This is a genomic window from Kyrpidia spormannii (assembly GCF_002804065.1).
In the GTDB taxonomy this organism is placed as follows: Bacteria; Bacillota; Bacilli; order Kyrpidiales; family Kyrpidiaceae; genus Kyrpidia; species Kyrpidia spormannii.
The window spans coordinates 877,057-889,851 of sequence record NZ_CP024955.1 but is presented as its reverse complement, the minus strand read 5'-3'; the positions used below and the strand labels follow the sequence as shown (position 1 = coordinate 889,851).

The 12,795-nt window shown below is 58.4% G+C and carries 11 protein-coding genes; 5 read left to right on the top strand and 6 right to left on the bottom strand.

Going from position 1 to position 12,795, the window contains the following annotated elements; translation table 11 throughout:
• Positions 1-25 precede the first annotated feature (25 nt).
• Positions 26-1,756: an acetate--CoA ligase gene (gene acsA, locus CVV65_RS04385; protein ID WP_100667110.1), complete on the bottom strand. Its 1,731-nt coding sequence runs from the start codon at positions 1,754-1,756 to the stop codon at positions 26-28.
• Positions 1,757-1,955: 199 nt separating this feature from the next.
• Between acsA and CVV65_RS04380 the strand changes: the two genes are divergently transcribed.
• Genes CVV65_RS04380 through CVV65_RS04370 form a run of 3 tightly spaced genes read left to right on the top strand, consistent with a single transcriptional unit; the run spans position 1,956 to position 4,454 of the window.
• Positions 1,956-2,624, top strand: coding sequence for a GNAT family N-acetyltransferase (locus tag CVV65_RS04380; protein ID WP_100667109.1), 669 nt, complete (start codon positions 1,956-1,958; stop codon positions 2,622-2,624).
• A 13-nt stretch (positions 2,625-2,637) separates the two neighbouring features.
• Positions 2,638-3,282, top strand: coding sequence for an acetoin utilization AcuB family protein (locus CVV65_RS04375; RefSeq protein ID WP_100667108.1), 645 nt, complete (start codon positions 2,638-2,640; stop codon positions 3,280-3,282).
• Positions 3,279-4,454 carry an acetoin utilization protein AcuC gene (locus tag CVV65_RS04370; RefSeq protein WP_100667107.1) on the top strand — a complete coding sequence of 392 codons (1,176 nt, stop codon included), beginning with the start codon at positions 3,279-3,281 and terminating at the stop codon, positions 4,452-4,454. The genes CVV65_RS04375 and CVV65_RS04370 overlap by 4 nt, the downstream gene beginning before the upstream one ends.
• Before the next feature lie 96 nt (positions 4,455-4,550).
• Here CVV65_RS04370 and CVV65_RS04365 read toward each other — a convergent pair whose 3' ends face one another.
• Entirely contained in the window at positions 4,551-5,648 is a 1,098-nt protein-coding gene (locus CVV65_RS04365; RefSeq protein ID WP_100667106.1) for a bifunctional 3-deoxy-7-phosphoheptulonate synthase/chorismate mutase, read from the bottom strand.
• Positions 5,649-5,676: 28 nt separating this feature from the next.
• The gene (gene hisC, locus CVV65_RS04360; RefSeq protein ID WP_100667105.1) at positions 5,677-6,813 is read right to left on the bottom strand and encodes a histidinol-phosphate transaminase; all 1,137 of its coding nucleotides are present in this window, start codon (positions 6,811-6,813) and stop codon (positions 5,677-5,679) included.
• A 409-nt stretch (positions 6,814-7,222) separates the two neighbouring features.
• Between hisC and ilvA the strand changes: the two genes are divergently transcribed.
• Entirely contained in the window at positions 7,223-8,428 is a 1,206-nt protein-coding gene (ilvA, locus tag CVV65_RS04355; RefSeq protein WP_100667104.1) for a threonine ammonia-lyase, read from the top strand.
• A gap of 154 nt (positions 8,429-8,582) precedes the next feature.
• The gene (locus CVV65_RS17395) at positions 8,583-9,485 is read left to right on the top strand and encodes a lytic transglycosylase domain-containing protein (RefSeq protein WP_407928388.1); all 903 of its coding nucleotides are present in this window, start codon (positions 8,583-8,585) and stop codon (positions 9,483-9,485) included.
• A 53-nt stretch (positions 9,486-9,538) separates the two neighbouring features.
• Here the strand turns inward: CVV65_RS17395 and cax are convergent, their stop codons facing one another.
• The 3 genes from cax to CVV65_RS04335 all read right to left on the bottom strand — a co-directional run bounded on the left by cax (position 9,539) and on the right by CVV65_RS04335 (position 12,604).
• Positions 9,539-10,582 carry a calcium/proton exchanger gene (gene cax, locus CVV65_RS04345; protein WP_100667103.1) on the bottom strand — a complete coding sequence of 348 codons (1,044 nt, stop codon included), beginning with the start codon at positions 10,580-10,582 and terminating at the stop codon, positions 9,539-9,541.
• 169 nt (positions 10,583-10,751) lie between these two features.
• On the bottom strand, positions 10,752-12,257 hold the full coding sequence (locus CVV65_RS04340) for a solute symporter family protein (RefSeq protein ID WP_100667102.1): 1,506 nt from the start codon (positions 12,255-12,257) through the stop codon (positions 10,752-10,754).
• Complete coding sequence (locus tag CVV65_RS04335; RefSeq protein ID WP_100667101.1) at positions 12,254-12,604, bottom strand: DUF485 domain-containing protein; 351 nt, start codon at positions 12,602-12,604, stop codon at positions 12,254-12,256. Before CVV65_RS04335 ends, CVV65_RS04340 begins: the two co-directional genes overlap by 4 nt.
• Positions 12,605-12,795 lie beyond the last annotated feature (191 nt).

The following is a 12,795-nucleotide window of genomic DNA, read 5'->3' as shown; positions in this document are numbered from 1 at the left end:
TTGTTACAACGGCGGCATTCCCCAATCAGTCTTCCATCGTCGAGAGGTCTCCGGTGGGCAGACCCAGCTCCCACGCCTTCAGCACCCGGCGCATGATCTTTCCGCTCCGGGTCTTGGGAAGTTTGTCCCGGAACTCGATTTCCCTCGGCGCCGCGTGAGCAGCCAGGCCATTTTTCACAAAGTCCCGGATTTCCTGCTTGAGTTCCTCGGAGGGCTCATATCCCTGGCGCAGCGCGATAAACGCCTTGATGATCTCACCCCGCACAGGATCGGGTTTCCCGATCACCCCGGCTTCCGCCACCGCAGGGTGTTCCACCAATTTGCTCTCTACTTCAAAGGGACCGACCCGCTCCCCGGAGGTGTTGATCACATCGTCGACCCGCCCCTGGAACCAAAAATATCCGTCTTCATCCCGGTAAGCCGAATCCCCCGAGATGTACCAGCCTTCTAAGCGAAAATACTCCTGATACTTCGCCGGGTTATTCCAGATCGCCCGCATCATGGAGGGCCATCCCCGGCGAATGGCCAAGTTCCCCATCTGGTACGGAGGGAGTTCCCGACCTTCGTCATCCACAATGGCCGCGTCGATTCCCGGAAACGGTTTGCCCATCGATCCCGGCTTTATATCCATGCACGGATAGTTACAGATCAATTGAGCCCCCGTTTCGGTCATCCACCAGGTGTCGTGAATCCGGCGGCCATAGACCTTCAATCCCCACCTGACGACCTCGGGGTTCAGCGGCTCACCCACAGACAGAATGTGACGCACCGACGACAGATCATACTGCCGGACCAACTCCTCCCCCGCTCCCATGAGCATGCGCAAAGCGGTGGGGGCCGTGTACCACACAGTCACCCGATGATCTTGAAGAGTTTTATACCAATCTTCTTGACTGAACCGACCCCCTCGCACCACGTTGGTCACGCCGTTGAGCCACGGGGCGAAAATCCCATACGAGGTTCCGGTCACCCACCCAGGGTCCGCCGTACACCAATAGATGTCCTCGGGGTGCAGATCGAGAACCCACAGTCCCGTGATATAGTGTTGAATCATCGCATTATGGACGTGGAGCACACCCTTTGGTTTACCCGTGGAACCGGACGTATAGTGAAGAACTAACCCGTCCTCCCGGTCCACCCACTCGATGGCCAGTTCCTGGGAAGCCTCCTCCATCAGCGCTTCAAACGATTGCTCCTTGGGACCCGGGGTCCCCGTGAGTCCTTGCACCACCACGTGCTCGAGGTGAGACAGATCTTGAATCGGAATCCGACCTTTTAAACGTTCGTTCGTAACCACCACTTTTGCCTGACTGTCCTGCAGGCGATCCCGAACCGCCGCTTCCATAAAGGCCTCGAACAGCGGACCGACAATCGCCCCCACCTTCAATGCCCCGAGAAAAGCCACATAGAGCTCAGGGCTTCGCGACATGAAAATAAACACCCGATCGCCCTTTTTAACCCCAAGCTTTCGGAGGGCATTGCCAAACCGGTTGGACAAATCCCTCAGCTGGCGAAAGGTGTAGGATTCGTTTCGCTGGGCATCACTGTACAAAAGCGCCACTTTGTCGCCTCGTCCCTCGTCGACGTGGCGATCGATGCATTCGTAAGCAGCATTCACCTTTCCCGTCCGGTGCCACGTGAACCGGGGTTCTACGTCTTCCCATCGAAATGTGCGCCGGGCTTCTTCGTAGTCTTTGAGATTAAAATTACCTTTAACTACCGGGATGCGTTCGTTGTGATCCAAAGGTTTATCCATGCCGCTCTCCCCCAATTCAGCAAAAATCAAGCATTAATCCACACAATGTTAATTTTAGCACGAGGTATTTCTCAGTCGCAACTCGAAACATTGTCGTCTTTTCATAGAATGTTTTCGGTTCCTTCTTTTGGCCCCCTTTAGCTCCTTTAGCGGTTCAAGTATAATGGCGACAAAGTCCGACGACGATGGAGGTCCCCCGATGGCCGAGTCCCAGAACCGCACCGGCGGTGCGGTTGATCCTCATCAATCGAAGCAGTATCACAGCAAAGTGATCCCCGGAGAAGAAGGCGATCTCATCGTCGAAGGTCCAGTGCCGGCGCCGACGCTTCGATCCTTAGTATTTCACCAGGGGCTCAAAGCTTTTCGCCCGGCGGATCGCCAGCAACAAGCTTTGATTCGGATTGCCGAACTGCCTGAAGGCCGGATCATCGCGGCCCGCCGATCCCAACTCGTCGTGGGCTATGTCACGTTTCTTTACCCTGATCCTTTGGAACGATGGGCAGAGGGGAATATGGGCGATTTGTTGGAGTTGGGCGCCGTGGAAGTCGCCGCCCCTTATCGCCACTCCGGATTGGCCAAAGCCCTCCTTGAAGTGGCCTTCCGGGACCCAGCTATGGAAAACTACATCGTCATTTCCACTGAATACTACTGGCATTGGGATTTAGAAGAAACCGGTTTAGACATCTGGGAGTATCGAGACGTGATGAAGAAAGTCATGGGGAGCGCCGGCATGGAGGTCTACCCCACCGATGATCCAGAGATTGCGGCCCATCCCGCCAATATGCTCATGGCGCGGATCGGGAATCGGGTGCCCCCGGAGTCGGTAGAAAGATTTCACCGCCTGCGCTTTACCCTGCCACCCCAATAAGGAGAGATGTTCGATGCTTGTCGAGCAGATCATGACCCGGAACGTCGTGACGGTCACCCCGGAAACGGCCCTGACCGATGCCTTGCAACTCACACGGCTTCGGCGCATCCGCCACCTTCCGGTTGTAGAAAACGAGCGACTCGTCGGCATCGTGTCCGACCGGGACATGCGGGACGTTTGCCCTTCCGTTCTCGACCCGGATTGGGAAGCAAAAGTTCAGGGCCTTCGCATTGAACACTGTATGAAGCGAGACGTCGTCACCGTAGAGCCCTGGAATTTTATCGAAGACGCCGCCGCCGAAATGTATCGTCGAAAAGTGAGCTGCCTTCCGGTTCTCGATCAGGACCGCGTCGTGGGCATTCTTACGGAAAGGGACATTTTGCACACCCTGCTCGGCATGATGGGCGTGTTGGAACCCTCCAGCCGCATCGAGGTGGAACTGCCCAATCGCCCGGGCGGGCTCGCCGATGTGGCCGACATTCTTCGGGCCAGGCGGATCAATGCCTCTTCGGTCCTGATATTTCCCGGGAAAACTCCCGATACCCGCCATCTCGTGCTCCGGGTACAAACGATGGATCCCCGGCGCATCATCGACGACATCAAAGCTGCGGGACATCGGGTGCTGGGACCTTTTTCCGACGGGGGCCGGGGAGAATGAAAGACCGCGCCGTCATCGTCTACAGTCCGGAAGTTCTCCGCTATCGATTCGGCCCCGAGCATCCCTTCGATCCCCTGCGCCTGCGCATGACCTGGGATCTCATGCAGGAATCGGGACTCCTGCGCCCGGAACACGTTCGAGCCCCTCAACCGGCCACCGAGGAGGAACTGGCATTGGTTCACGACCGGCATTACATAGAGGCCGTGAAACGAGCAGGACAGGGCGACGAACCACCCGTGCCGCCGGGTGGGGGAGAACCGTCCTGGGAATCCTTCGGCCTGGGCACCGAGGATACTCCAATTTTTCCGGATATGCACGAAGCATCCGCTTTGATCACCGGGGGGACGCTCATGGCAGCGCGACTGGTGATGGAGGGCAAGGCTGAGCACGCCTTCAGTCTGGCTGGCGGCCTTCACCACGCCCAGCGCCATATGGCGTCTGGGTTTTGTGTGTACAATGACATCGGCGTGGCCATCGCATGGCTAAGAAAGGAATTCGACGCCCGAGTGGCTTATATCGACACGGATGCCCATCACGGAGACGGGGTGCAGTGGCTGTTTTATGACGACCCGGGCGTTCTCACCATCTCTTTTCACGAAACCGGAAAATATCTCTATCCAGGAACTGGAGATATTCATGAACGGGGTACCGGGGCTGGATACGGCTATTCGGTCAACGTGCCCTTGGAGCCGTTCACCGAGGATGACTCCTGGCTCGAACTGCTTCACCAAGCTCTTCCGATTCTGATCAGCCGCTTTGAGCCCGATATTATCATCAGTCAGAACGGCTGCGATGGACATCACCTCGACCCCTTGACCCACCTTTCGGCCACCACCCGCCTCTATCGAGAGATTCCGAAATTGGTCCATCAACTCGCCCACGAGGCATGCGATGGACGCTGGGTGGCGGTGGGTGGAGGAGGATACGAAATTTGGCGAGTCGTACCCCGGGCTTGGACGTTGCTCTGGGCGGAACTCTCCCATCAACCCATTCCAGAAGTGATTCCGGACCTGTGGTTGGAGCGCTGGAGCCCTTATTCTCCGGATCTCCTGCCGGACCGCTTTATCGATGCCCCGGACGCTTTTCCCCCCATCCCCCGCCGGGTGGAAATCGAAAACCGGAACCGCATCACTCTCCGCAGAGCTTTGATGGGAACGCCATTTTATACATAAGTAAGAGCCGCCTTGGCCGGTGGGCACCGGCCAAAGCGGCCCTTTTTTCTCCCCGGGACGATGCCGTCCCCCGATTCTCACCCGGGGAGGCAAGCCTCAGCGCGTTGCCACCCTTTCGGCGACAGGCGGAAGGTACCTCGCTTCCCGCAGGGCGTCCATGAGCTGGCCGAACTGTTCGAGATTGATCTGCTGTTTCGCATCCGATAACGCTACACTGGGCTCGGGATGCACTTCCACCATGATTCCGTCCGCCCCCGCCGCCAGTGCTGCCTTAGCCACAGGTATCATAATGTCCTTCCGGCCGGTGGAATGACTGATATCGACAAAGACCGGCAGATGACTTTCCTGCTTCAGGATCGGCACCGCCGAAATATCCAGGGTATTGCGGGTCGCCTTTTCATAGGTGCGAATGCCCCTCTCGCAAAGAATGATCTGATCGTTCCCCCGGGACATGATGTACTCCGCCGCAAACAACAGCTCCTCGATGGTCGCGGAAAGCCCCCGCTTGAGCAGAACTGGCGTCCGCACGGACCCCGCCGCCTTCAAGAGCTCGAAATTCTGCATATTACGAGCCCCGATCTGGATGATGTCCACATATTGCGTGGCCATCTCAATGTCAGCCGGATTGACGATCTCGCTGACCGCCACCATGCCGTACTTGTCGGCAGTTTCCCGCAACATCACCAACCCTTCACGGCCGAGTCCCTGAAAATCATACGGGGACGTCCGGGGCTTGTAGGCTCCGCCCCGAATCACGACAATACCCTGAGCCCGCAGGCCCTGGCCCACCGTCTCCATCTGCTCCCGGGTCTCCACGGAACAGGGCCCCGCCACCACGATGGGGTGGCCGTCGCCGATGCGGACACCCTTGACTTCCACCACGGTGTCTTCCGCCCGGCGCTTCCGGCTTACCAACAAGTGCATCTTCTCTTCTTCCTGCAATTGCAGGGACGCTTGGAAAATCTGTTTAAACAAGTGCCGAATGGTGCTGTCGTCGAAGGGACCGGGGTTGGCCGCCACAATGCGGTCCAACATCTCCTTTTCCCGCAACGGATCAAACCGCTGAACTCCTTGGGCCTGTTTCACCCGACCAATCCGCTGCACGATGTCCGCCCGCCGACTGAGGAGCCGCAGCAGGTCCATATTGATCTCGTCCAACTGCGTCCGCAGCTGTTCCATGGTTTCTCCTTTCATCGCCAGTACCCTCCTCGCGATCTTCGGTTTAATCCGCCAACCCCGCCGGGCGGGCGTCCCAAGTCCGAAAAACTTCGGCCATCTCTTCCAGAAGCCGGGCGTTTTCCGCCTCGGTTCCAATGCTAATCCGCAGATACCGCGGCAACCCGAAGGCTGCCCCGTCCCGGACGATCACTCCCCGCCGCAGAAGGCCTTCAAACACCGCGGTGGACGAATGCGGGACCTCAACGAGGATGAAATTCGCCTCGGTGGGAACACATCGGCATCCCAGAGCTTCCAGCCCTTCATACAACTGCCGCTTCCCCGCCCGGTTGACTTCGAAGCTTTTCCGGCGGTGCTCCTCATCCCCGAGGGCCGCAACCGCCGCCGCCTGAGCCACGGCATTGACGTTGAAAGGTTCCCGCACCCGATTGATCAACTGGATAACGTCCGGATCGGCCAGGGCGTATCCCACACGCAGGGCCGCCAAGGCGTACAACTTGCTAAAAGTGCGGAGGACCACCACATGGGCCCCTTCCCGAATGAGAGGCAACCCCCGACCGTAATCTTCCGCCTCGACGTACTCGTGGTACGCCTCATCGAGGACCACCAGCACGTGCTCCGGAACCCGGCGAACCAAATCCGTCAAAGCTTTCTCCGGAATGTACGTGCCCGTCGGGTTGTTCGGCGTGCACAAATACATCAGCTTGGTCCTCGGCGTCACCGCCTTGAGAATGCGTTCGGGATCGTACTGAAAGCTTTCGTCGAGGGAAACCGGAACCGTCCTGCCTGCCATCACCTGGGTGGCGAACCAATACTCCGAAAAGGACGGCGACGGCACGATGACTTCATCCCCGGGCTCTACAAAGGACTCTGCAATCAACTTAATCAGCTCATCTGAACCGTTGCCCACAAGGACCCCCGCCTCAGGCACCCCGTGGTACTCGGCGAGGGCCCGGCGCAATATCACGGCTCCTCCGTCCGGGTAGCGGTGTAGATTGGCTGCAGCCTTAACCAGCACTTCCTGAACCTTCGGAGACGGCCCGAGGGGGTTCTCGTTGGACGCCAGCTTCACCACATCTTTCAAGCCAAACTCTCGCTGGACCTCTTCAATCGGTTTCCCCGGTACGTAAGGCTCAATGCCCATAATGGCGGGCCGCGCCCGGGATCCGATGATTCCGGCCATCTCCTTCACTCCTTCCACCCTGGGTCATGCTGAACCTTCGCCGCAACTTTGATAAAATGAAAAAGGAGCCGCACCCCAAGGGGCGAAGCACGGCTCCGCGGTACCACCCTAGTTGACGGCACAGTCGCCGTCCACTCACGCGCCCCAAAAAAAGGACGCCGTCCAATAACGAGGACGCTCCGGTCCGAACTACTCGGCCCCACGGGCCTTTCCCCCGGACGGCCCAGGAGTGAACTTCAGCGGCGTTTCCCCGGGAACGCTTCCAGTCTCAGGCGCTCCCTCCCTGTGGGTTCTCGACGCCTACTCTCTCCTGCATCGCCATCAGCCTTCTACTTGGCGAGCATTATAACATAGACAGCAGTGAGCGGCAATAGGAAAAAGGTTGATTTTCTCGCTGGGAGGGGTTCGAATGCTCAGCTTGTCCGACATCCAGGAGGCCCGGCAAACCCTTGGGGACATCGCCCGGAAGACGCCGCTGCATCTGACACACACCTTTAGCCGTCTGGCAGGGTGCGAGGTGTGGCTGAAGCTTGAAAATCTCCAAAAGACTGGATCCTTCAAAATCCGCGGATCGTACAACAAAATCCGTCGTCTGTCTGAAGACGCGAAAAAACATGGGGTAATCGCCGCATCGGCGGGAAACCACGCCCAGGGGGTAGCCTATGCCGCTGCCCGGGCGGGGATTCCCAGCACCGTGGTGATGCCCGAAGGTGCCGCTCTTTCCAAGATCAAAGCTACCACCGATTACGGCGCCCGGGTGCTCCTGCACGGCGCGGATTATGACGCCGCCCAGACTTTCGCCCAACAATACCGGGAGGAAACTGGAGCGGTGTTCGTTCACGCCTTTGACGACCCCGACATCGTGGCGGGTCAGGGAACGGTGGGCTTAGAAATCCTGGAACAATGTCCCGATCTAGAGGCTATTGTCGTTCCCGTAGGCGGTGGAGGGCTCATCGCCGGCATTGCCCTGGCGGCCAAATCCATCAAACCGACGATTCAAATATACGGCGTGGAGGCGGAGGGCGCCGCTTCCATGAAAGCTTCTCTCAAAGCCGGAACACCCGTGGGGCTTTACTCCGCGAACACCCTGGCCGACGGGATTGCCGTGAAAAAACCCGGTCGACTCACCCTCCGAATGGTGCAAGCATACGTGGACGACGTGATCGTCGTAAGCGATGTGGAAATCGCGAGGACAATGTTGCTTTTGCTCGAACGCTACAAACTCTTGGTCGAAGGATCCGGTGCCGCCGCCCCCGCCGCGCTCCTGTTCCACAAACTGCCCTTGGCCGGAAAAAAAGTCGCGGCGGTGGTCAGCGGCGGGAACGTGGACGGCACCGTGCTGAGCCGCATTCTGCAGTACGGCCTGGCCGAAGCTGGACGCTATGTGCGCCTTCAAACGGTGATCCCGGATCGCCCTGGCGCCCTTCAGGGGCTCCTCAGCGTCATCGCGGAACTTCGGGCCAATGTTCTCACGGTGTCTCATCGGAGGATGGGCCCCTCGATTCCCCCGGGGTTCACAGAAGTGGAATTGGAACTGGAGACCCGGGACCCGGATCACGTCGGTCACGTGGAGCGCACCTTACAGGAGAAAGGGTATCAAGTGGTTCTCCGCTGAGAACGACCGGTCTCAGCCTGAAGTAATTCCGCTCGGACAGGCCAGGTGAGGGCCGAGGCGACGGGCCTGGCGTCGAGCAGGAGAATCGCCCCCACCGGACGAATACTGGTTCGACTGTGCCAGCAAAACCGTCTTTCCGGAAGGAGCGATGGCGATGGACCTCATGTCGGAAATTGGCCTGGCTGGAGCCCCCCGAATCCCGACCGACACTCCCTCGCCGCATGGCTCCACCACAGCTCGGCCAACGGGAGCCCACAGTCGCTCGACCTTTAGCGATCATCTAGATCAAGCACTCGGGTTGCGCCCTGGGGCGACGACTGGAGCTCTGTCCGCACCCCAAAAGGAAGCCGGGAGTACCACAACACCCCAGGCGGTTTCCTCCAATGCCCCGTCCCAAGGTTCCGCCGCGGGGATCAAGGCGTGGCTCGACCTGGTGCGTATCTGGGCCGCAGAGCGGATGGCGGCTCTGCCAGATGCCGGAGGCTCTTCAGATCCAAGCAGCCCTCTGAGCCAAGGAGACAGTTTTGGCGCGGACCTTTTGCCCTTCGTGATCCAAGCCCTCTCGGCCTCTGGATCTTCCACCGGGGCCGGGCCGGTCTTGCCCATGTTGTTCGGTGCCATATCCGAAACCGTAGCTTCCGCCCCGGTGGCGAACGGATCCCCGGCCCCACCCAGCACCGGGCGCTGGGATGCCCTCATCCAGGATGTCGCCGCCCGGCGGGGCCTAGATCCGGCCCTGCTCCGGGCGGTCATGATGGCCGAGAGCGGCGGCAATCCGGCGGCCCGTTCTCCAGCCGGTGCCCTGGGGCTGATGCAACTGATGCCCAGCACGGCCCGGGCTTTGGGGGTCGATCCTCTCGACCCCGCCCAAAACCTGGATGGAGGAGCCCAATACTTGCGAAGCCTTCTGGATCGGTACGGCGGGGACGTGCTGAAGGCGACGGCCGCCTACAACGCCGGGCCCGGAGCCGTGGACCGTTACGGGGGCATCCCTCCGTATCAGGAGACCCAGGCCTACGTCCGGCGCATCCAGCAACTGTACGCACGCTATGTATAAAAGCTCTGCCCGCCGTGAGGGTCCGGGTTCTTCCGGGCCCGTTCCCGTCCTTGTTAAATCAGATAAAACCCTATCCCCATAATCACGTAGGCCCCGAGCGCCATTGCCCCCTCCAGCCAATTCGATTTGCCATCCAAGGAGAGGAGGGTAATCAACGCCACCCCGAGAACCATGGCCGCGATCTCTGGCCAGGAGAACACCAAGGTCATCGGATTCCCCACGGCCAGACTGGTGAACACCAACAGCGGGGCGACGAACATTGCAATTTGCAGGCTGCTGCCGATGGCGATCTCCAGGCTCACATCCATCCGGTCCCGCCATGCCATCAATACAGCGGAACTGTGCTCCGCCGCATTGCCGATGATGGCCACCACAATCACCCCGATAAACACGTCCGACCAACCAAAAGCTTTCGATACGTGCTCAATCGTTCCCACCAATATCTCACTTTCATAGGCCACAGCCAAAGTGGCGACCACCAGCACCCCGACGGACCGCGCCATGCCCCAAGGAGCTTCTTCATCTGGTAGATCTTGGGCGTAGTTAAAAATGTTCCGGTGGGTAAATAGGCTGAAAAATAGACCTAACAGGTAAAGCACCCAAGTGATGGCCGCCACTCCAACGCTCAGTTCCACCCCAATTGCTGGCCGCTGTAGGGTGAAAATAGCAGGAATGACCAAAGCGATGACCACGCCGATCAGCATCATGGAGGCATTGGTCCCCGCGGCCAGGCGGTTAAAGGTCTGGATGGGATATCGGATGCCTCCGATCAAAAAGCTCAGCCCCGCCACCAGGAGCAAATTGCCGAGGATAGATCCGGTAAGAGAAGCCTGCACCACCTGAACCAGACCTTGCCGAATCGCAAAAAAGCCGATGATCAGCTCCACGGCATTCCCAAAGGTGGCGTTCAAAAGCCCCCCGATGCGAGGCCCACTAAGAATTGCAATGCTCTCTGTCGCCTGTCCCATGAGTCCGGCCAGGGGAATAATGGCGAGACATGCCAGCCAAAACAACAAGATCTCAGACCAATGCAACCACTCGCCGATCACCGTCAAGGGCAGAGAAATGACCAATAGCCACACCATCCACCGACTCAATAACCCATCTCCTCCTCCCGCTTTCATCTCTCCGTCATGGTACCACGTTCCGCTGTACGCCTGCAAAAGAAAAGACCCGAATAAAAAACCGCGCCACCGGCGCGGCCCGAAGTTCAGATTTCGGACAATTCCACCCAGTCGTCACCCCGGCGTTTCATACCGCCGGTCTCTATTCTGCACCGATCCCCGTTTGAGAACGTACAAACAGTTCGGCAAACCTGCGATGCGAGTCTTTTTCAGCAGGCTGCACGTACGTCCCCAACCACGCGGCCAAGAATCCCAGGGGAATACTCACCACCCCGGGGTTTTGGAGCGGGAAAATGGCCGATTTCGCATCCATCACCGCCGGGCTGATAAACACCAGGACGAGGGAAGAAATCAGTCCCACGGCCATCCCCGTCACCGCTCCGGCGGTGTTAAACCGTTTCCAGAAGAGGGAGAAGATGAGCACCGGCACATTGGCGCTGGCCGCCACCGCAAAAGCCAAAGCCACCATGTACGCCACATTCCAGTTCCGGGCCAAGATACCCAAGGCAATGGCCGCTACGCCCACCACCAGGGACGTATACCGCGCCACCCGAACCTGCTCACTTTCCGTCGCCTGTCCCCGGCGGATGACGTTGGAATAAAAATCATGGGCGAAGGCCGATGAGGCCGCAATGGTCAGTCCGGCCACCACCGCCAGAATCGTGGCAAAAGCCACCGCGGCGATGAAAGCCATCAAGAAGTCGCCGCCGAGGTGCTGGGCCAAAAGTGGCGCCGCCATGTTGCCGCCTTTGTCCAGCTTGAGAATTTCGTTTTTACCCACCAAGGCAGCAGCCCCAAAACCGAGAAACGTGGTCATGAGATAGAACGCCCCGATGATCACCGTGGCCCACACTACCGATTTGCGCGCTTCCTTGGCGGTGGGCACAGTATAAAACCGGATCAGAATGTGGGGCAATCCCGCCGTCCCCAAGACCAGCGCTAAACCCAAAGAAATTTGGTCAATGGGATTCTTAAAGCGCAACCCCGGCTCCAAATAGGAGGGGCCGTACTTGTCGACCACAGCCTGAAACATTTCCCCGACGCTGAAGTGAAAATTCATCAGCACCAGGAAACTGATGACAATCGTTCCGCCCATGAGCAGTACCGCTTTCACGATCTGCACCCAAGTGGTGGCGAGCATTCCCCCGAACACCACGTACAGGACCATCAGCACGCCGATGATCAAGATCGCCATGGTGTAATCGAGGCCGAGCAGCAAATGAATCAAACCGCCGGCGCCTACCATCTGGGCGATCATATAAAACGTACTGATCACTAAGGTGCTCAGGGCCGCCATTGATCGCACCGGGGCCGGGCTGAACCGGAACGACACCACGTCGGCCATGGTATATTTACCAGAATTGCGCAACGGTTCAGCCACGATCAAGAGCACAGTGAGATACGCAACCAGCCAGCCCACCGAGTACATAAACCCGTCATAGCCACTTAACGCGATCATACCCGAAATCCCGAGAAACGACGCTGCGCTCATGTAGTCCCCAGAGATGGCCAGTCCGTTCTGCCACCCCGTGAGGGACCTGCCGGCGGCATAAAACTCCGAGGTTGTCCGGGTTCTGCGCGACGCCCAATACGTAATTGCCAAAGTAATGAGAACAATAATGCCAAACAAGATAAATGCGGAATTCATTCGCCCCCTCCTTTCACTTCCTGGGCCACTTCTTCGGCCATCCGGTCAAAGTGGTTCGCTTTGCGCACGTATAGCCAGGCTAGGCCCCACACCATGACGAACTGCGACAGCGCAAACACGTACCCAAAGTTGATCGCTCCGGAGACTTTAACGGCCATCAGCGACTTGGCCCATCCAGCAAAGGAAGGCAGGAGGAAATAATAGAGGAGAAAGAACACCACGGCCGGGACGAGGAAACGCTTTTTCCCCTCGATCAACCGCCTGAACGCTGGAGAAGATGCCACCTCTTCCCAACTATACGATACCTCGACTCGCTTTTCTACAGACCTCATCTTCGGATCAACCATGCGACCCCTCCTTTAAGAATATTCTCACTACATAGTATATTATAGTCCGCCGACCAACCTCTGTCAAGGTCGATTTTTTGTAATAAACTAGCTTCACTCCAGCGATCAATTCGAAAGAGCAAAACCAGGTGCTTTTGTCGCCACCGATGGGATACGGTATAATACAATCGTGAAATGAGCAGAGGAGGATG

Excerpts from the sequence above, each read along its gene's own strand:
- acsA (WP_100667110.1), bottom strand. The coding sequence starts at position 1,756 with ATGGATAAACCTTTGGATCACAACGAACGCATCCCGGTAGTTAAAGGT.
- CVV65_RS04380 (WP_100667109.1), top strand. The coding sequence starts at position 1,956 with ATGGCCGAGTCCCAGAACCGCACCGGCGGTGCGGTTGATCCTCATCAA.
- CVV65_RS04375 (WP_100667108.1), top strand. The coding sequence starts at position 2,638 with ATGCTTGTCGAGCAGATCATGACCCGGAACGTCGTGACGGTCACCCCG.
- CVV65_RS04370 (WP_100667107.1), top strand. The coding sequence starts at position 3,279 with ATGAAAGACCGCGCCGTCATCGTCTACAGTCCGGAAGTTCTCCGCTAT.
- CVV65_RS04365 (WP_100667106.1), bottom strand. The coding sequence starts at position 5,648 with ATGAAAGGAGAAACCATGGAACAGCTGCGGACGCAGTTGGACGAGATC.
- hisC (WP_100667105.1), bottom strand. The coding sequence starts at position 6,813 with ATGGCCGGAATCATCGGATCCCGGGCGCGGCCCGCCATTATGGGCATT.
- ilvA (WP_100667104.1), top strand. The coding sequence starts at position 7,223 with ATGCTCAGCTTGTCCGACATCCAGGAGGCCCGGCAAACCCTTGGGGAC.
- CVV65_RS17395 (WP_407928388.1), top strand. The coding sequence starts at position 8,583 with ATGGACCTCATGTCGGAAATTGGCCTGGCTGGAGCCCCCCGAATCCCG.
- CVV65_RS04340 (WP_100667102.1), bottom strand. The coding sequence starts at position 12,257 with ATGAATTCCGCATTTATCTTGTTTGGCATTATTGTTCTCATTACTTTG.
- CVV65_RS04335 (WP_100667101.1), bottom strand. The coding sequence starts at position 12,604 with ATGGTTGATCCGAAGATGAGGTCTGTAGAAAAGCGAGTCGAGGTATCG.